This is a genomic window from Christiangramia forsetii KT0803, from assembly GCF_000060345.1.
Taxonomy (GTDB): Bacteria; Bacteroidota; Bacteroidia; order Flavobacteriales; family Flavobacteriaceae; genus Christiangramia; species Christiangramia forsetii.
Genome location: NC_008571.1, coordinates 2852877 through 2872103 on the forward strand (window position 1 = coordinate 2852877; position 19227 = coordinate 2872103).

General features: G+C 36.9%; 16 protein-coding genes. 6 read left to right on the plus strand and 10 right to left on the minus strand.

Annotated elements, in window-relative coordinates; all coding sequences use genetic code 11:
- Positions 1-118: 118 nt before the first annotated feature.
- From folE to GFO_RS12925, 5 genes are read left to right on the plus strand one after another with little or no spacing between them, the layout of a single operon-like run.
- A complete protein-coding gene (gene folE, locus GFO_RS12910) occupies positions 119-796 on the plus strand; it encodes a GTP cyclohydrolase I FolE (RefSeq protein WP_011710597.1) in 678 nt (225 codons plus the stop codon).
- Positions 797-818: 22 nt separating this feature from the next.
- Entirely contained in the window at positions 819-2303 is a 1485-nt protein-coding gene (cysS, locus tag GFO_RS12915; RefSeq protein ID WP_011710598.1) for a cysteine--tRNA ligase, read from the plus strand.
- Between the two features lie 8 nt (positions 2304-2311).
- Positions 2312-2560 carry a membrane protein insertion efficiency factor YidD gene (gene yidD, locus GFO_RS17590; protein ID WP_011710599.1) on the plus strand — a complete coding sequence of 83 codons (249 nt, stop codon included), beginning with the start codon at positions 2312-2314 and terminating at the stop codon, positions 2558-2560.
- A gap of 45 nt (positions 2561-2605) precedes the next feature.
- On the plus strand, positions 2606-3430 hold the full coding sequence (gene lgt / locus GFO_RS12920; protein WP_011710600.1) for a prolipoprotein diacylglyceryl transferase: 825 nt from the start codon (positions 2606-2608) through the stop codon (positions 3428-3430).
- The gene (locus GFO_RS12925) at positions 3427-3927 is read left to right on the plus strand and encodes a DUF192 domain-containing protein (RefSeq protein WP_011710601.1); all 501 of its coding nucleotides are present in this window, start codon (positions 3427-3429) and stop codon (positions 3925-3927) included. The genes lgt and GFO_RS12925 overlap by 4 nt, the downstream gene beginning before the upstream one ends.
- A gap of 2 nt (positions 3928-3929) precedes the next feature.
- On the opposite strand, the gene GFO_RS12930 is transcribed toward GFO_RS12925, so the two are convergent.
- The 6 genes from GFO_RS12930 to asnB form a co-directional block, all read right to left on the minus strand.
- A complete protein-coding gene (locus GFO_RS12930) occupies positions 3930-4835 on the minus strand; it encodes a CPBP family intramembrane metalloprotease (protein WP_011710602.1) in 906 nt (301 codons plus the stop codon).
- A 74-nt stretch (positions 4836-4909) separates the two neighbouring features.
- Positions 4910-7912 carry a protein translocase subunit SecDF gene (gene secDF, locus GFO_RS12935; protein ID WP_011710603.1) on the minus strand — a complete coding sequence of 1001 codons (3003 nt, stop codon included), beginning with the start codon at positions 7910-7912 and terminating at the stop codon, positions 4910-4912.
- Positions 7913-8080: 168 nt separating this feature from the next.
- Entirely contained in the window at positions 8081-9007 is a 927-nt protein-coding gene (gene mdh, locus GFO_RS12940) for a malate dehydrogenase (RefSeq protein WP_011710604.1), read from the minus strand.
- 94 nt (positions 9008-9101) lie between these two features.
- Positions 9102-10079 (minus strand): DUF6588 family protein, encoded by a 978-nt coding sequence (locus GFO_RS12945; protein ID WP_041250135.1) that lies wholly within the window; start codon positions 10077-10079, stop codon positions 9102-9104.
- Positions 10080-10198: 119 nt separating this feature from the next.
- Positions 10199-12139 (minus strand): DNA topoisomerase (ATP-hydrolyzing) subunit B, encoded by a 1941-nt coding sequence (gene gyrB, locus GFO_RS12950; RefSeq protein ID WP_011710606.1) that lies wholly within the window; start codon positions 12137-12139, stop codon positions 10199-10201.
- A gap of 177 nt (positions 12140-12316) precedes the next feature.
- Positions 12317-13927, minus strand: coding sequence for an asparagine synthase B (asnB, locus tag GFO_RS12955; protein WP_011710607.1), 1611 nt, complete (start codon positions 13925-13927; stop codon positions 12317-12319).
- Positions 13928-14182: 255 nt separating this feature from the next.
- On the opposite strand from asnB, the gene GFO_RS12960 reads away from it, so the two are divergent.
- Positions 14183-14761 carry a DUF2911 domain-containing protein gene (locus tag GFO_RS12960; protein ID WP_011710608.1) on the plus strand — a complete coding sequence of 193 codons (579 nt, stop codon included), beginning with the start codon at positions 14183-14185 and terminating at the stop codon, positions 14759-14761.
- A gap of 50 nt (positions 14762-14811) precedes the next feature.
- On the opposite strand, the gene GFO_RS12965 is transcribed toward GFO_RS12960, so the two are convergent.
- The 4 genes from GFO_RS12965 to GFO_RS12980 form a co-directional block, all read right to left on the minus strand.
- Positions 14812-15444: a 7-carboxy-7-deazaguanine synthase QueE gene (locus GFO_RS12965; protein ID WP_011710609.1), complete on the minus strand. Its 633-nt coding sequence runs from the start codon at positions 15442-15444 to the stop codon at positions 14812-14814.
- Between the two features lie 64 nt (positions 15445-15508).
- Positions 15509-16975, minus strand: coding sequence for a M14 family metallopeptidase (locus GFO_RS12970; RefSeq protein ID WP_011710610.1), 1467 nt, complete (start codon positions 16973-16975; stop codon positions 15509-15511).
- Positions 16976-16977: 2 nt separating this feature from the next.
- Positions 16978-17649 (minus strand): N-acetylmuramoyl-L-alanine amidase, encoded by a 672-nt coding sequence (locus GFO_RS12975; RefSeq protein WP_011710611.1) that lies wholly within the window; start codon positions 17647-17649, stop codon positions 16978-16980.
- A gap of 157 nt (positions 17650-17806) precedes the next feature.
- A complete protein-coding gene (locus GFO_RS12980) occupies positions 17807-19219 on the minus strand; it encodes a SusD/RagB family nutrient-binding outer membrane lipoprotein (RefSeq protein ID WP_011710612.1) in 1413 nt (470 codons plus the stop codon).
- Positions 19220-19227 lie beyond the last annotated feature (8 nt).

Sequence of the window (19227 nt, forward strand, 5' to 3'; positions counted from 1 at the left end):
TGAAATAATGCACAGACATGCAGTTAAGGCTTATCTAATTTTGAATACGGCTAGAACCTTATAAATATGTATCTTTGCAAGCCAATACGGTTTTTACCGACTATTATTGCAAAAGAGCATGAAAGTAGATAAAATATTGAATGAAATAGAAGAGATGGGTGACGCCCATGCAGGCAGTAGCGCAAATAATCCGCTAAGGGAAGATGCGTTCGATCTAAGTGATGAGGAAAAAATTGAACTGATTAAAAAAGATGTCAGGAATATTTTAGACACATTGGGTCTGGATCTTAATGACGATAGCCTGAAAGGTACTCCACAAAGAGTCGCCAAAATGTTTGTGAATGAAATTTTTTCCGGACTTCACCCCAAAAGAAAACCGAAAGCCTCAACTTTCGAAAATAAATATCAATACGGGGAAATGCTGGTTGAAAAGAATATCACTGTATATTCTACCTGTGAGCACCACCTTCTTCCAATTGTTGGAAAAGCTCATGTGGCCTATATTTCTAACGGAACTGTAGTTGGTTTATCCAAAATGAACCGAATTGTTGACTATTTCGCAAAAAGACCACAGGTACAGGAACGTATGACGATGCAAATCGTGCATGAACTTCAAAATGTACTGGGAACACCAGATGTGGCCTGCGTTATAGATGCTAAGCATCTTTGTGTAAATAGCAGAGGAATTCGTGATATAGAAAGCAGTACGGTTACCAGCGAATTTGGAGGAGCATTTAAAAAGAAAGAAGTTAGAAGAGAATTTCTGGATTATATTAAATTAGACACATCGTTCTAATAATTCAAAATACATTTATTACATGGCGCTTTACCAGGAACAAAGCCTGAAACTTTACAACTCAATGAGTGGTGAAAAAGAGACTTTCACCCCGATTAACGAAGGAAACGTAGGCATGTACGTTTGCGGACCCACGGTTTACAGTAATGTGCACCTGGGCAACTGCCGAACATTTATGTCTTTCGATCTTGTTTTTAGATACTTAAAGCACCTTGGTTATAAAGTTCGCTATGTAAGAAACATTACCGATGCCGGTCATCTTGAAAACGATGCTGACAGCGGTGAAGATAGAATTGCAAAAAAAGCCAGGCTGGAGCAGATTGAACCCATGGAAGTGGTTCAAAAATATACGGTTGACTTTCATAATATCCTTAATAAATTCAACAATTATCCTCCAAGTATAGAGCCAACGGCTACTGGCCATATTGTTGAGCAAATTGAGATCATTAAGACGATTCTTGATAATGGCTTTGCTTATGAGGCCAATGGATCGGTTTATTTTGATGTAGTAAAATTCAACAAGGAGCATTCATACGGCAAACTAAGTGGTAGAGCGATTGAAGATATGATCGCCAATACCAGGGAACTTTCTGCGCAGAGCGACAAAAGAAGCCCTCAGGATTTTGCTTTATGGAAAAAAGCAGAGCCTCAACATATTATGAGGTGGCCTTCTCCATGGAGTGACGGCTTCCCCGGCTGGCATCTTGAATGTACTGTGATGAGCACAAAATATCTTGGCGAAGAATTTGACATTCATGGCGGCGGAATGGATCTTAAATTCCCTCATCATGAATGCGAAATTGCCCAGGGTGAAGCTGCAACGGGAAAATCTCCGGTTAATTACTGGCTTCACGCAAACATGCTTACTCTAAACGGTAAGAAAATGGCTAAAAGTACCGGGAACTTTATTCTTCCGGAACAAATTTTTACCGGAAATAACGAGGTACTCACCAAGGCATTTTCTCCCAATGTGGTAAGATTCTTTGTACTTCAAGCCCATTACAGAAGCATTCTTGATTTCTCTAGTGATGCACTTTTAGGTAGTGAAAAAGGTTTCAATAGATTGATGGACGCCTACCGCTCTATTGAAGAACTTCCTGCTTCTGATAAATCTGATTTTAATCTTAGCGAATGGAAACAATCTTGCTATGATGCCATGAATGATGATTTTAACAGCCCTATTCTTATCGCTAAGCTATTTGATGCTGTAAAGACTATTAACGGCATTAAGGATGGTTCAATTCAAATTACTGATACAGATAAAGAAGAGTTCAAAGCTACCATGAGTGCCTTTATGTTTGATATATTAGGTCTTATTGATGCTGCTTCAGAAAATAAGAACGAAGGAGACAAACTCGCCGGAACCATTGAGCTTTTGATAAAGTTGAGAGCCGATGCCAGAAATAATAAAGATTTTGCCTTAAGCGATCAGATTAGGGATCGATTACAGGAAATAGGAATTCAACTTAAAGATGGTAAAGAGGGAACCTCTTTTTCCGTAAAATGATCTTTAGGATGCTGAATCGATGGTTGAGTTATATATTGACCTCTTTAGTTCAGTTTTACAAGAAATTTATTTCTCCACTTACGCCTGCGACTTGCAGATACGAACCATCATGCTCCAGTTATATGCTTAAAGCAATTGAAACTCATGGTGCTTTTAAAGGATTCTGGCTTGGTATTAAAAGAATTGCGAGATGTAATCCGTGGGGAGGCTGTGGTTACGATCCTGTTCCGGGAAAATCCGAAGACAAATCGAGCTAAAGAAATCGCAAATATGTATATTTACGGCTAATCAAATAAATCTGTATGCTTTTTAATGCTATTCGATGGAATCCATCCGAAGGACTTGATTTAGGATTCTTAACCCTTCACTATTATAGCGTAATGTTTATCATCGCTTTTACGTTAGGCTGGTATATCATGAAAAGTATTTATACCCGCGAAGGTATTTCTATAGAAAAATTAGATTCTCTATTTATATATACGGTTCTCGCAACCCTGATCGGTGCAAGACTAGGTCACGTTATATTCTATGATTGGGAATATTTTCAAAATCATTTATTAGAGATATTCCTCCCTGTTCGCTTTGAACCGGAATTTGAATTTACCGGATTCAGGGGATTAGCGAGTCACGGAGCAGCTATAGGTATTATAGTTGCAATGTACCTCTATGCAAAAAGAATTATTCAAAAACCGGTACTTTGGATCCTGGACAGAATTGTAATACCTGTTGCCAGTGGAGCTATTTTCGTAAGGATTGGAAATTTTATAAATTCTGAAATTATAGGAAAACCCACCAATTCAGATTACGGGATCATATTTGAAAAATTAGGAGAAGACTTTGCGAGACATCCGGCTCAGTTATATGAATCTGCATGTTATCTGGCCATTTTTCTAATTTTATGGTTCTTATACTGGAAAACGGAGAAACGCTTTAAAACGGGTTATATCTTTGGCTTATTCCTCGTGCTATTATGGACGGTAAGATTCTTTATTGAATTTATAAAAGAGCCCCAGGTAGGCGAACGTGCGAACTGGTTATTGAATACCGGTCAATGGCTAAGCATTCCATTTGTGATTGCCGGTCTATACTTTATGTACAGGCCTACCAGGCAAAAAACAGTTGCATGAAAAAACGAATATTAAGCCTGGCAACATTATCACTTTTCTTTAGCTTATCATTTACTTCTTGCGATAATGACGAAAAGAAGGAAGAAAGCATTGAAACCGACCCAATTACTTTCACCAAAGAAGGTGAATTATATCTCATTAAAGCTTCAGGAGATACTCTCAAAAAACTGGACATTGAACTTGCTGAAAGTGATTATGAACACCAGACAGGTTTGATGTACCGTGAAAGCATGGAGGAGAACCAGGGGATGCTTTTCATTTATAATTCTGAAAGAGTAAGGAACTTCTATATGAAGAACACTTACATTTCTCTTGATATCATTTATTATGAAGCAGACAGTACTCTTGTAAGCATTCAAAAAAATACAACTCCAAGGGATGAAACTTCGTTACCTTCTGAAGGACCTGCACAGTATATTCTTGAAGTAAACGGTGGGTTATCTGATCAATGGGGATTGGAACAGGATGATAAGTTCAGTTTAAAAAAAATTGAATAAAATTACTTTTCAAGTAGGTAAATAAGCTTCTGCTCGATTAGAAAATCAATTGTCTTTTCTCTTAATGAATCTACCTGAGAATTCTGGACTACAACATTGAAATTATATCTCATGTAGTTTTCGGTTTGTAGTAACCTGAAGTTTTTATCGCAGAATCTTAGATCATGAGGATCTTTCAAAAATTTATAAAAGAATCTAGCTTCTACATTTTTTGCAATTAAAGTATCATCACTTATATTTTTAATTGAACTTATCTTATCGTTAAATTTGGGAACTCTTTTCCATTCTACCGTAATTTCTGAATTTTCAAACCTGTTTATTTCTTCATCGGGATACTGAACAGCTAAAACCGCAATGACCATCATGGTAGAATTCCAGATCACATGGGATAAAACAGCCCTAAAAATCCCAAAATTCAAAATTATCCAGATAAAAAGTGAACCCAGGGCAAACTGAAAAAATGCAAAATAGAACATAGCGGGATCTACTAATTCCTCCATTTTATAATGAACTGATGTAAACAACAGGATATTAAGAAACATGGAAAGATCTTTCATATATCTAATTTCAAATCTTATTGATAATATGTACGATATTCCAAAAAAGATCAATAAAATTATACTGAGGATTCCTGCTTCAGTAAGAAGAACAAATACTGGTAATAAAATGAAAGAAATTATCCTGAATACTTTTTTAGAGGTGTAAATGCCCCGAAAGACGAACTCCTCATAAATTGGAGCCAGGATTGCAACAGCAAGAACAGTTATTCCAAAAGCTAGATCAGAGAAATTTCTGGAACCCTGTACTAATTTCTCTCCAATGTTCAGCAATAAGATTACAGCAATGATCATGCTGAAAATAGCTAAAAATAGCAACCAGTTTTTATGTGTGTTTTTTAGCAAGTTCATCCTAAAGATTTAGGTCAAAAAAAAATGCTTTTCCAAGAAGAAAAGCATTTTTAATTCTATTATCTACATCATGTTTAAACAGTAGTTGCCTCTTCTGTCTTAGGCTTTTCTTTCTTCTGAATAGATGACTTCTTCTTCACACTATCAAACATCACCGGAGTTGCAATGAATAGCGAGGAATAAGTACCTACAATAACACCCACAATAAGTGCGAACATAAACCCTCTAATACTTTCTCCTCCAAAAATGAAGATTGCAAGTAATACTACCAAAGTAGTAAGCGAGGTATTCAAAGTTCTACTAATAGTACTATTTAAGGCTGCATTTACAGTCTTCCCTAACGGCCAGCTTGTATGCTCATTTACATATTCCCTAATTCTATCAAATACAACCACGGTATCATTCAGAGAATAACCAATTACAGTTAAGATCGCAGCTATAAATGCCTGATCAATCTCCATGTTAAATGGCATCACCTTGTAAAGCAGTGAGAAAATACCTAATACTACCAGGACATCATGGAATACTGCAGTTACAGCACCCAAACTAAATTGCCATTTTCTAAAACGTAATAAGATATAAAGGAATACCACGATCAATGACCCCAATACCGCCCAGAAGGAAGCATTTTTAATATCATCTGCAATAGTTGCACCTACTTTCATAGACTTCATTACACCAACCTGCTTATCATCGTCTCCATCTATAAACTCTTCATAAGTTATATCTGCTGGTAGGTATGAATTTAAAGATTCATAAAGTGATTTTTGAATTTCTTCATCAACTTCAGCCCCTTCTTCATCTACTTTATACTTTGTTGTAATTTTTAACTGGTTGTCTGGTCCAAAAGTTTTTGCTTCGGCACTTCCAAAAGTAGCGACAAGGTCATTCTGAACTTCGGTAGGATTAACATCATTGGCAAATCTTACCGTATAAGTTCTACCTCCAACAAAATCTACACCCTCGTTAAGACCCTGCGTAAGCAACGATCCAACACTAATTACAATAAATAATCCTGAAACAACATAAGCAACTTTCCTTTTCTTAAGGAAGTCGATATTCATATTTGTAAACAGATTCTTAGTAAGAGAAGTCGTAAAATCTAAAGATTTACCTTTTATACCGTATCCATCAATAAATAATCTTGTGATAAAAATTGCAGTAAACAAAGAAGTAGCAATACCAATTAATAAGGTAGTTGCAAATCCTTTAATAGGACCTGTTCCTAGCAGGAATAAAATAAGACCTGTTAATCCTGTAGTAATATTCGCATCAAGAATGGATGACAATGCATTGTTGAAACCATCTTTAATAGCATCTTTTTGTACTTTACCTTTAGCCAGTTCTTCTTTAATTCTTTCAAAAATAAGAACATTCGCATCTACAGACATCCCTATTGTTAATACAATACCTGCAATCCCAGGCAAGGTAAGAACAGCTCCAAGACCTGCAAGAATTCCGAAAATGAATAGAATATTCACTACAAGTGCAACATCTGCAAACAGTCCCGCTTTACCATAGTAAAGGATCATCCAAATTAAAACCAGGATCAATGCTATTCCAAAGGAGTTAATACCACTATCAATAGCTTCCTGACCTAATGACGGGCCAACTACTTCACTCTGGATAATATCTGCGGAAGCAGGAAGTTTACCTGCACGCAATACGTTTGCTAAATCCTGACCTTCAGTAATTGAAAAATCTCCACTTATTTCACTTCTTCCTCCTGAAATAGCCCCAGTAGATACACCAGGTGCAGAATACACAATGTTATCTAGAACGATCGCGATCTGGCTTTGTTCGTTAGAAGCTTTCCCTGTCATATCTTCCCAGATCTTAGCCCCGGTACCATCCATTTGCATACTTACTGCAATACGCCCTAACTGGTCATAAGTTTGTTGAGCATCTGTAATCACACTACCACTTAATGGTGGTTCCATGTTGCGGTTACCTTTTAAAGCATATAATCCGGCAGTCTCTGTATCTTCATCGGGAACCCCCCAAACAAATTTTGCATATCTCATTTCTGAAGGAAGCAAAGATCTAATTTGAGGATTCTGAATATAATCCATCACTTTAGCGGTATCCTGAACTTTAAAATTCGCAATTACCGGACCTCCCTGATACCCTGGAGAAACAATAAGGTCAAAAAGTGGATTATTTCCTGTTTCAACTTCCGTGCTGTCTTCAGCATCTGCCAAAAGCTCATCAATTTCACTATCACCAGAAGTTGCAGTAGAATCAGTTTCTTCTTCTGAAGCCGCTCCTTCTGAGCGTTTCATCTCAATTAATTTGTTATTGGCCTGAACAAGGAAATTTCCTATTTCATTGTTTTTGTACACATGCCAGAACTCTAATTGAGCTGTACTTTGCAGAAGGTTCTTCACCCTGCTTATATCTTTAGCTCCCGGTAATTCAACAAGAATTCTTCCTGAATTTCCAAGACGCTGAATATTTGGTTGTGTAACACCAAACTTATCTATACGCTTTCTTAATACTTCAAAAGCTGAAGTAATAGACTCATCAATCTTTTTTCTGATAACCGGTTCAACTTCTTCATTACTCATGTTGAAGTTAACCTCATCGCTTAGCGTCTTATTTGCGAAAACATCTGGCGATGCAAGTTTAGCATCCGGAATATTATTAAAAGACTCGAAGAAAAGATCTATATAATTCTCCTGGCTATCTGTTTGAGCCTCATCAGCCTCAGCGATTGCTTTTCTAAAAGCAGGATCTCTGGTATCGTTAGCCAATCCGCTTAAGATATCTCTAACCGAAATTTGAAGAATCACGTTGATCCCTCCTTTTAAGTCAAGCCCCTTATTAAGTTCTTTGTCCTTGGCATCATTATAAGTGATTCCGGCAATAACTTCATTATTACCAATAGAATCTAAATACCTGGCTTCTGCCTGATCACGCAGTTCTGAGTAATTCTCTTCATCTTCAGTAATACCCTGAACGGCAAACTCTTCAGCATCAGTTTCAACATTATTTGTTATAAACGTAAAAGACAACTGGTATAGACATACCAGTCCAAACAAAATTGCAAAAACTTTAATCAGTCCTTTATTCTGCATTATTCCTCAAATTATTGATTATAGGTCGATTTTAAAAACGGACAAATATAGGACTTCATAATTCAAATCCCAATATTTTTTTTTGGATAATTTTAACTTTTAAATCCAACAAAAAAGCCACAAAAACTGTGGCTTTCAAGAGTATTTTGAATGAATTCTGCTAAAAAATTACACGTCAAGCAATCCGTTGGTTTTCTTTACACCTTCAGCACTCTCCTTCATTTTTGCTATTTCAGCATCATTCAACTGTAATTCCACAATTTTCTCCAAACCATCTTTTCCAAGAATAGCCGGCACTCCAATACAAAGATCATTTAGTCCATACTCTCCTTCTAATAAAGCTGAACATGGAAACATTTTCTTCTGGTCACAAGCAATCGCCTGCACCAATCCAGAAACGGCAGCTCCCGGGGCGTACCATGCACTGGTTCCTAATAACTTCGTTAAAGTTGCTCCTCCTACTTTAGTATCTTCAGAAACCTGGTTTAACCTGTCTTCTGATAAAAATGCCTTTACAGGAACAGAGTTTCTGGTAGCCAGCCTTGTAAGAGGCACCATTCCGGTATCACTGTGACCACCAATTACCATTCCGTCAACATCTGATGGAGGACACTCTAAAGCTTCACTTAATCTATACTTAAAACGAGCGCTATCTAATGCACCACCCATTCCTATAATTTTATTTTTTGGAAGCCCTGTAGTTTTATGCACCAAATAAGTCATAGTATCCATTGGATTACTAACCACGATAAGTGTCACATTTGGTGAATGCTTAATTAGACTAGCAGAAACTTCTTTCACGATCCCTGCATTAATCCCAATCAATTCTTCTCTGGTCATTCCCGGCTTACGTGGTATACCACTTGTAATTACAGCGATATCACTATTTGCCGTTTTTGAATAATCGTTCGTACTTCCTGTTATTTTTGTATCGAAGCCATTAAGAGTTGCTGTTTGCATAAGATCCATTGCTTTACCTTCAGCATAGCCTTCTTTAATATCAAGCAATACAACTTCTGAAGCAAAATTTTTAATGGCGACATATTCAGCACAGCTGGCACCTACGGCACCTGCTCCTACGATGGTAACTTTCATGTTAAAATATTATTTAATTACTATTAATAATGATTGCGAAATTACGAATAATGAGGCAGTATTAATAATAAGGAATGGTTAAATCATTTTCCTATTATAATAAGAAATGAAGTCCAACATTAAGATTTACAAATTTTCCGGCAGTCGCCATTGTACTAACCTTAAACTTGTTGAAATAAAGATTAAAGCCAATATCCCCTTTAAACTGAGCTTCTTTATCATTCAAAGTGGCTAGTTCTGAGTTCACTAATCCAAGCCCCAAACCATTTCCACCAAACTCATATTCAAAATCTGATTGGGCAACTCCCAAGGCACCAAAGATCTCGAAATTTTCATATCGTTTGGAAGCCATCATTTCGGCCATCCAGATTCCGGCACTTACGTCTATTTCATTAAGGTTTACCAGACCAGGAACACTAACCTGTTCAAATTCATAACCTACGTCAAAAATATCATAAGCTAATATTGCGGCCACTTGTAAATCTTCTTCTTTGTTATATCTAAAAAACTGACTAATATTATATTTAAGACCTACACCATAGGTGCTAAATTTAGAGCCATCTACTTCTAATTCTGGCAACGCTCGCACGCCCAATTGGAAACCGTATGGCAGTCCAACTGACACCTGTGCGAAAGGATAAAACAGTGCTCCTTTATCTATTCCTTCCAGAGCCTGAAAACTAAAATCCTCACCCATGAAAGTTCCATTGAACATAACTTCAGAATCGCTTCCAAACGCAGTTGGAATTACAGCTCCACGGTCTCCATCATTAATAGTAAGGTTTGCAAAATCACCATTATTCACCGTAAATTCCTTTTTACTGGATGGTACAAATAGCGCATTGGCATGAAGCGAAACATCCACCTTCCAGGGCTCTAAAGCTCTTGCCGAGGTAAACCAGCTTGCAGTCCCCTGATATGCCGCACTTTCAGCAGCCGGAGTCGCAAAACCATCTGCTAAGATCAAAAAGTCATTGATTATTTCCCTTCCTTCCTCGGGAATAGCTTGTGAAAATGATTTGCCAGAAGCAAAAATAAATATGGAAAGAAAAAAGTATTTGAATTTTTTCATGGTAAAGTAGATTAAGTTGCTGCAAAAATAATAAAATATGGGTTTGCTCCCCATTATAACGCAAAAAACCCACACTTATTAGAAAAGTGTGGGTTCTTAAAAATATATTCTAGGTTTGATTAGGCATCAATATTTGCATACTTAGCATTCTTCTCAATAAATTCCCTTCTTGGTGGAACCTCATCTCCCATTAACATAGAGAAAATCCTATCAGCTTCTCCACCATTATCGATGTTCACCTGTCTCAATATTCTAAATTCAGGATCCATAGTCGTATCCCAAAGTTGCTCAGCATTCATTTCCCCAAGACCTTTATATCGCTGGATCTGCACTCCACCGCTATAACTTTCAGCTATTTCATCACGCTCTTTTTCACTCCAGGCATATCGCTTCTTCTGCCCTTTCTTTACCAAATAAAGTGGTGGTGTTGCTATATAAATATGACCATTTTCGATCAACTCTTTCATATAACGGAAAAAGAAAGTTAAGATCAAAGTTTCAATATGACTACCATCAACATCGGCATCACACATGATCACGACCTTATGATATCTCAATTTAGAAAGATTCAATGCCTTACTATCCTCTTCAGTACCTATGGTAACTCCAAGAGCAGTATAGATATTCTTAATTTCCTCATTATCAAAAACCCTGTGAGACATGGCTTTTTCAACATTCAGAATTTTACCCCTCAATGGAAGGATTGCCTGAAACTTACGATCTCTTCCCTGCTTGGCAGTACCACCCGCCGAGTCACCCTCAACAAGAAATACTTCACATTGTTCCGGATCCTGATCAGAGCAATCAGATAATTTCCCAGGCAAACCGCCAACACTCATGACGGTTTTACGCTGAACCATTTCACGGGCTTTTTTCGCAGCATTTCTAGCCTGCGCAGCTAATATTACTTTTTGAACGATGGTTTTAGCATCATTCGGATTTTCTTCTAAGTAATTCTCAAGCATTTCTGAAACAGCTTGAGAAACAGCTGAAGTCACCTCACGGTTACCTAGCTTAGTTTTTGTCTGCCCCTCAAATTGAGGTTCAGCTACTTTCACAGAAATAATCGCTGTTAAACCTTCACGAAAATCATCTCCTGTAATTTCAAATTTCACCTTATCGAGAAGTCCCGAAGAATCTGCATACTTCTTAAGAGTTGTTGTTAACCCCCTTCTAAACCCAGAAAGATGTGTCCCACCTTCATGTGTATTAATATTGTTTACATACGAATGTAGATTCTCACTAAAAGAAGTATTATAAACCATCGCTACCTCTACAGGAATATCATTCTTCTCCCCTTCCATTGAGATCACATCACCAATAATAGGTTCACGGTTTCCATCAAGGAACCTGATAAATTCTTTTAATCCTTCTTCAGAATGGAAATCATCATGAACAAACTCACCATTATCTTCTTTATTCCTTTTATCAGTTAAACTGATTCTTATACCCTTGTTTAGATAAGCTAACTCACGCATACGGCTGGCAAGCGTATCGTAATTATACTCAAGTGTTTGAGTAAAAATACTTGGATCTGGCTTGAAAGTCACAATAGTACCACTCAACTCAGTTTCACCTGTAGGTTTTACAGGGTATAGCGGCTTACCTAATTCATATTCCTGCTGCCAAACCTGACCATCACGAAAAACTATAGCAGTTAAGTGTTCTGAAAGTGCATTCACACAACTTACACCAACCCCGTGAAGACCCCCGGAAACTTTATAAGAATCCTTATCAAATTTACCTCCGGCACCAATCTTGGTCATTACAACCTGCAGCGCAGAAACTCCTTCTTTTTTATGTAAGTCTATAGGAATACCCCTACCATTATCTTCGGTAGTAATAGAATTATCCTCGTTTATGGTAACTTTTATATTATCACAGTGTCCGGCAAGGGCTTCATCGATAGAGTTATCAACAACTTCATATACCAAATGATGCAAACCTCGAACGCCGGTATCTCCAATGTACATTGAAGGCCGCATACGAACATGCTCCATCCCTTCCAACGCCTGAATACTGTCGGCGGAATAATTATGTTTCTTAGCTTCTTCGCTCATATAATATGCTAATTAATTTCGTCTCTTTTGGATAACGAACAAATATAACAATTCGCATATTTTTAACAGGTTGAAGCAGCCTTATAAGCCTTTAAGTTATCAACAAATAATGTGGAAAAACCCGAAGCGCAAGGAAAATTATGTACTTCGGGTTAAATATTTAAAATATGGCTAATTCTAAATTTTTGCCATCTCCTTTTTCATTCCTGGAGCGACATGTGTTTCGTTTGCTCTACCGCTTGGATCCAAATCTTTTTGCCATTTTGGAATCCACCTCTTTACGGTTTTAGCCGCAGCTTCCTGTGGAAAATGTTTACTGAACAATTCACGGTAGAAATAAGCTTCTTTTGTGGCAGGTGTATTTACAGGATATTTCTCTTCTGCTGTCTCCATTTGAGAATCACTTACCTGCTTTGAAGCATATTCTATAAGCTGATCTATCCAGTTGTAACCAACCCCATCGCTAAACTGTTCTTTTTGTCTCCATAAGACCTCATCCGGTAAAAATGGTCTTTCAGGGGTATCAAAAGCTTTCCTGAGAATATATTTTTCAGCTCCATCGTACGTAGCAGGCATTTTTTCTTCAGGAACCATTTCCATCGCGGTTTTCAAAAACGCTTTATCCAAGAATGGTACCCTGGCTTCCAGTCCATGAGCCATGGTAGATTTATCTGCTCGTAAACAATCTGCAGTTGCCAATCTCTGAACTCTTCTAATCGTTTCCTTCTGAAATTCTTTTGGTGAAGGAGCGTTTTTAAAGTAAAGATACCCTCCGAGAATCTCATCTGAACCTTCTCCTGAAAGCACTACTTTGATCCCTTTTTCAGCAATTGCTTTTGAAAGAAAATACATAGGCGTACTTGCTCTAATGGAAGTGACATCATAAGTTTCTAAATGCCAAACTAGTTTTTCAAGAATTTCTATTCCTTCTTTTACCGTGAAGTGAATTTCATGATGCTCGGTTCCTAAAAATTCTGCAACCTTTCTTGCTGCAATTAAATCTGGAGCTTCAGCATCTAATCCAATGGAAAAGGAATGTAATTTTTGCCCAGACCCTTCCATTAATCGGGCTGCTATAGAAGAAGTCAGAGAAGAATCAAGACCACCGCTCAACAAAACACCCAGAGGCACATCTGCCATTAATCTTTTTCTGGTAGCCTCAATAAGGCTTTCTCTTAATTTTTTAAGATCTGCAGGTTGTACTGCTTTTTCAGAATCAAACCATTCAGGAGTATAATATCTAACGAAACCTGTTTCCGGAGTATAATAATGACCAGGAGGAAATGCTGAAAATTCTGTACAATGATCTGTCAAAGCTTTCATTTCACTTGCAAACCATAAAGCTCCTTTTTCATCGGTTCCATAATAAAGAGGTTTAACCCCAATTGGATCTCTGGCAACGATAAAATCATCTCCATCGATAATTACAAAGGAAAACACCCCATCAAGCATATCTACAAAATCATACCCATATTTCTCATACATATGTACGATCACTTCTGAATCTCCTGTAGTCCTGAAAGAATGATCTTTTAATTCATTATTTCTCAAGTCCATGTGGTTATAGATCTCTCCGTTATGGATCATCCAGGCCGATCCGGTTCCCTGGATAGGCTGCATACCTGTAGTTAGATCTACAATTGAAAGGCGTTCGTGCGAAAGCACATGTCCTTTTTCAGTAATTTTTAATCCGCTTTCATCGGGACCTCTATGAGACATTCTTTTTGAAAGGCTAGCTATTTTTGCCGTTTCAATGTCTTTTCCGATAACTGCTAAAATTCCACACATGACTTATATTATTTATAATTACAATACAAATATGAGTTTAAACTTACTTTTAGAAAACATAATATATCATTTGGATAACTATTGTAAAGTAAAAAATTAGTATTTGATATTAATTTAAACACAAACTGAAAATAATTTGGCAGATCCTTTCATCTGTAAAGATTTCAAATTTTAACAGCAACTTTGTTCTTTTTTAACAAATCAACGTACCGTCATGAATTATCTTTATTGAAAATTTAATTAACACAGAAAGACATGAAGAAATTTATAATAGGAGGACTCAGTGCAATTTGTTTATTGATCACAAATCCCATAAACGCACAGGAAGATGATAAGGTTAACTTTACAAAAGAAGAACTGAAATTCTCTAAAATGGATGCGAGTCCAATGGATCTGGCATTGTATAGAGATAAAAACGATGCGACCGTAGCTAGAGTGATTTATAGCCGTCCGCAAAAAAGAAACCGTGAAATTTTTGGAAAACTAATCCCTTATGGTGAAGTATGGAGAACAGGAGCTAATGAGGCTACTGAACTTACTTTATACCAGGACATGAAGGTTGCCGATGCTGTTGTAAAGGCTGGCACTTATACCTTATATAGTATTCCCGGTGAAAAAGAATGGACAGTAATTCTAAATAGTAAAACTAACACCTGGGGATCTTATGAATATACCGATAAAGAAGATAAAGTGAGAATCAAAGTACCGGTAAGACAAGCTCCAAATACTATCGAATCTCTTTCTATGGCATTCCAGGAATCTAAAAAAGGCGCAGATCTTTTAATTGGATGGGATAGCAGTTATGTAAAAGTTCCTTTTGAGAACGTAAAATAATAAGTTTCGATATTTGTAAACTAAAAAGACGCCCGAAAAGGCGTCTTTTTTTATGGAATATTCAAATATTTATGAGTTTGCAGAGATACTTTCCACTTGGGATTTGCCATTACATAATCTACAATTAATGGGATCATTTCTTCTCTCTTGCTCCATTCAGGCTGAAGATAAAGAACACATTTCTCCCCAACTTTAGCAGCTTGTTCCTCAGCGAATTTAAGATCGTGCTTATTAAAAACAATTACTTTTAATTCATTCGCGACTGGATAGATTTTATCTTTCGGAAGTTTTATTTTCTTCGGAGAAAGACAAATCCAGTCCCAGGTTCCGGTAAGATCATAAGCTCCCGAAGTTTCAATATGAATATCGCAACCTTTCTTTTTGAGACTCCCAGTTAATTCAGTCATATCCCAAGTAAGAGGTTCTCCTCCCGTAATCACTATTGTTTTACTATATTTCACGGCGTTTTCAACAATTTGACCAATACGGGTTGGAGGGTGCACCTCCGCATCCCAGCTCTCCTTCACATCGCACCAGTGACAACCAACATCACAACCACCTATTCTTATAAAATAGGCCGCCGTTCCTTTATGGAATCCCTCTCCCTGAATGGTATAGAATTCTTCCATTAGCGGAAGCATAACTCCTTTATCTACCAGTTCTTTTGTCTCTTCTGAAATCATAGCCTGCAAAGATAAGTAAACTTGAACTTCTAAATTACTTAAGCAGGTTTGAATAGGTAAAAACCTATTTGAAAATTAAGGTATTGATAATCTTATCCAGTGAAACCTTAGTATCTAACAGGAACCCATTTATAATAGCATATTCCATCTCACCATTTTTATAAAGAAAAAAGTTTGCATTTTTTCCCGGAGCCAGATGAGTATTAATTTTATAATCTTCGGGAACAAGATTAATCGGAAAATTAGAATAGGGCACTTTAAGCATTGATGAATCAACTTTAATATAAGCATATCCCTTTTCAAGCAGCTCTTTTGCATTTAAAACCTCTAATTCTTTTGGAGAAGATATTTTTTCAGGATAAACCTTTCCAAATACCAGTTTTAGTCCTGATGCATCAAGTTCTTCATATCCATAACTCGTAGAAAGATCTCCCAGATCTACAACTCTCCCAGAATAATAAAAATCTGCAGCTCCTTCAATATCATTTTCGTCCTTGTTAATTCCAATATCTAAAATATAATCCTTTTCATTCAGGTGATATTTAAGTCCTGTAATTTTAAGGTCAAATAACATCCGGTCGTTATTGGGAATCCTTTCGTATTCTGAAATATCTTCTGTTCTATAACTCTCTGTGGCAATAGAATTTAAGGCCGAAAGAATACTTACAAAATTCAATTTTCTAATCTCCTGCTTTTCCGGATCCTCTGGAAATCCACCAGATTCAATAAGAATAGTGCTGGTTCCCCACTTCTGGATATTGTCTCCAAATGCCCTTGGCTCAAAATCGTCATTATACCTTCCCACCTGCCCAGGGACAAATTTCTGTAATACTTTATTCATCTGCACAATAACTTTCATGGCATCTCCCCTCACCACATTTATTTCTTTCTCGTAATTATAAGCAGGAGCTAAAAATGAAATTGTAGCAGGTTTTTCGGTTTGCTCAGCATTATAATATTTACTTTGATCGTGAAGATTAAAACCAAAATCTGCATCGAGACTATCCCTTATCCTCTTTAATGTTTTCGCCTCGGGAGACTGAAGTCTTAGTGCATCGCGATTCACATCTACACCTAAAGCATTTCGACGCATAAATTTCTCTGCTCCATCAGGATTCAACATCGGCAGAAAGTGAATTCTTAACTTCTTCAATATTATCTTCCTTTCATCTTCAAACTCTTCGGAATTAAAAAAATTGAGCATATCGAAAATTGCCATCGTTGCAGTAGATTCATCTCCGTGCATTTGTGACCACAAGAACACATCTGTTTCTCCATCCCCTAAGCTAATAAGGTTCAGGCTTCGACCTTCAATAGATTCCCCAACTTTTTGAATATGAAGTTTGTTTTCAGACTTCAGAATATCCAAGAGAGAAACGATATCCTCATGCTTCAGCCTTCTGTTTGTGATCTCTTTTTCCTTAAATTTTGAATAGTTATCAAATAATTTACTTGAGAACCCATTGTTTTGAGCTGTTGAAACATTTATGATTACCAGTAGTGCAGTAACAAAGCCAAAAACTCTTTTCATATTTATTTTTTTAGAGGAACTTTTTTTAAATTCCTATTTTGTGTTGCATTTCTAACTTCTTTCATAAATTCTTCTCCCGGGTCAACTTTCATAGTTCGGTAACCCGAATCTTTCTCTAACCATAAGTCATGACCTTCAAAATTTGTATACTCATAATGCCCAATTACATATTGAATATTATATTTATCACTTAAATAATTTACCAGCCAGATATTAGACGCTACCTGAGCAGCGGTGAGAGGAGTGTCTTTAGTTCCACCTACATTTTCCACTCCAATGGCTGTATGATTCAATCCAATAACATGGCGAGCCATTACAGTCTCAGGCATTAACCTATAAATAGCTCCATTTTTATCTACCAGGAAATGTGATGATACATTCAGTTGACTAGCTCCTGAAATAGCTTCTCTAGATTGGGGTAGTTTTGAATTTTTAAATGCCCGAAATGAATCTTCCAATGTCGGAATTTCCGTCCAATGTAAAACGATCATCTTAGGATCAATTTCCGGGGAATTCTGCTCAAGTCCATAACGATTTTTTAGATATTCTAATGTAAGTTCAATGCGATCTTTTTCAAAATCGATAGGCTTTTCAATAATTCTCGAACTTTCGCATGCGAATAAGATTAACAATATAAAGGAACCAACTAATCCAAAAAACTTTCTTTTTCTCATATTATTTTAAAAAAAAGGATATCTAAAAACTTTGAGAAATCGTTATTGCGTGAAACCGAGCAATCTGTAAGCATTTGAGTATCTAATAAAATACTTCACTCAATTCACAATAAGGTCCAAATTTATCTTTTAAACATCCTCTTAAATTTAGCACATGCTATTCATCCCAAAAAATAGGATCCAATAATGTAACATTAGGTACATTATTGCCATTTCTACTTACTTCAGAATCAGGATAAGCAAGCCTTTTAATAAACATTCCGTTTAAATCTGGATTCACATTTTCCGGAAGACTAAAATTCTCATAATCATAATCATAACGACGCGCATCTACCCATGCTTCAGGATGAAGAAACATAGCCACCCATTTTTCCTTAAAAATATCAGCAATTGTAAAACTTTCCACTCCCATACTTACTTCAGGCGTATTTATATAATCTTCAATTTCATCAGCAGGGACACCAATTTTTACCATATGCGCCCTAATTCCATCTAAATAAGCCTGATAAGACTGGTCTTTATCAATACTGAAAGCTGCTTCGGCTTCAATAAATTTTTGTTCAAAATAGGTTGCCATAAGTACAGGCCCCTGTTCTGTTGTATAATAATCCCCAGGCTCCAACACAGATCGTTCTCCTTCTTCAGCAGCGTCTCCCCTACCAGCACCGTTTAAAGTCCCCACGTATTCCCCATCCTCTGTTGTACTTACCATATAAGGCAATCTAGGATCTAGGACTCCAAAAGTGGTTCCATCAGTAGCTTCAATAAATTGTTCGGAAATCCACCCCCCCAGAAATAGATTAGCATTGTCTATCGCTACATCTGCCCAAGGATTTATCTCCTCTGCAAAATACTCCACCTGAGCGTCATCATCTGAACTTTCGAAGGCGTTTTCAAGAGCTGTCAAGACCGAAGCTGGATCGTATTGTTCTGTTTCACTATAATGATTTAGATATCTTGCCTTGAGCATATTTCCAAATTTTATCCACTTAGATATATCACCCTGATAGATAAAATCATCCTCTTCTACTGAATTTTCTGTCTCGGTAGCCAAATTACTAATACCACTATTCAGTAAATTCAAAACTGTCGAATATAACTGATCGTCATTATCATAAGCCGGCGTTATAGTAACAAAATTGAATCCTTCATTATACGGTATAGCTCCCCAGGCATCTACCGTAGTGGCTAAATTATAAGCCATTAAGATTTGACCGATGCCCAGATAATGGTTTGCTCCTTCTTCTTCAGCCTTCAACATCATATCATTTATATCGGTCATTGCATTGTACATTGATGCCCATGTACCACTATAACTAACTGGATCCATTACATCTGAAGAACTTCCAGGGTTGGGCGACGCCAAGTGCTGTACGTAGTTTGAAGTTATATCTCCCATCCTAAAGGTATTCTGTGAAGATTCAAAGGTAGAATTTACCATTAAACCCGCTAAGGGCGCCTCTGAGGGATTATTGGGATTTTCATTGATATCCAGGTAATCGTCGCAAGCTGTAAATGAAAAAGCAAAGGCGAAGATCACATACTTATATTTTTTTATTTTAAATTTCATATCCAAGA

What these genes read in the sequence shown, in the direction of transcription:
- GFO_RS12960 (WP_011710608.1), top strand. Translation starts at nt 14,183, where the DNA reads ATGAAGAAATTTATAATAGGAGGACTCAGTGCAATTTGTTTATTGATC.
- cysS (WP_011710598.1), top strand. Translation starts at nt 819, where the DNA reads ATGGCGCTTTACCAGGAACAAAGCCTGAAACTTTACAACTCAATGAGT.
- GFO_RS12965 (WP_011710609.1), bottom strand. Translation starts at nt 15,444, where the DNA reads ATGATTTCAGAAGAGACAAAAGAACTGGTAGATAAAGGAGTTATGCTT.
- secDF (WP_011710603.1), bottom strand. Translation starts at nt 7,912, where the DNA reads ATGCAGAATAAAGGACTGATTAAAGTTTTTGCAATTTTGTTTGGACTG.
- GFO_RS12945 (WP_041250135.1), bottom strand. Translation starts at nt 10,079, where the DNA reads ATGAAAAAATTCAAATACTTTTTTCTTTCCATATTTATTTTTGCTTCT.
- GFO_RS12930 (WP_011710602.1), bottom strand. Translation starts at nt 4,835, where the DNA reads ATGAACTTGCTAAAAAACACACATAAAAACTGGTTGCTATTTTTAGCT.
- GFO_RS12975 (WP_011710611.1), bottom strand. Translation starts at nt 17,649, where the DNA reads ATGAGAAAAAGAAAGTTTTTTGGATTAGTTGGTTCCTTTATATTGTTA.
- GFO_RS12980 (WP_011710612.1), bottom strand. Translation starts at nt 19,219, where the DNA reads ATGAAATTTAAAATAAAAAAATATAAGTATGTGATCTTCGCCTTTGCT.
- yidD (WP_011710599.1), top strand. Translation starts at nt 2,312, where the DNA reads ATGCTGAATCGATGGTTGAGTTATATATTGACCTCTTTAGTTCAGTTT.
- gyrB (WP_011710606.1), bottom strand. Translation starts at nt 12,139, where the DNA reads ATGAGCGAAGAAGCTAAGAAACATAATTATTCCGCCGACAGTATTCAG.
- GFO_RS12925 (WP_011710601.1), top strand. Translation starts at nt 3,427, where the DNA reads ATGAAAAAACGAATATTAAGCCTGGCAACATTATCACTTTTCTTTAGC.
- folE (WP_011710597.1), top strand. Translation starts at nt 119, where the DNA reads ATGAAAGTAGATAAAATATTGAATGAAATAGAAGAGATGGGTGACGCC.
- GFO_RS12970 (WP_011710610.1), bottom strand. Translation starts at nt 16,975, where the DNA reads ATGAAAAGAGTTTTTGGCTTTGTTACTGCACTACTGGTAATCATAAAT.
- mdh (WP_011710604.1), bottom strand. Translation starts at nt 9,007, where the DNA reads ATGAAAGTTACCATCGTAGGAGCAGGTGCCGTAGGTGCCAGCTGTGCT.
- lgt (WP_011710600.1), top strand. Translation starts at nt 2,606, where the DNA reads ATGCTTTTTAATGCTATTCGATGGAATCCATCCGAAGGACTTGATTTA.
- asnB (WP_011710607.1), bottom strand. Translation starts at nt 13,927, where the DNA reads ATGTGTGGAATTTTAGCAGTTATCGGAAAAGACATTGAAACGGCAAAA.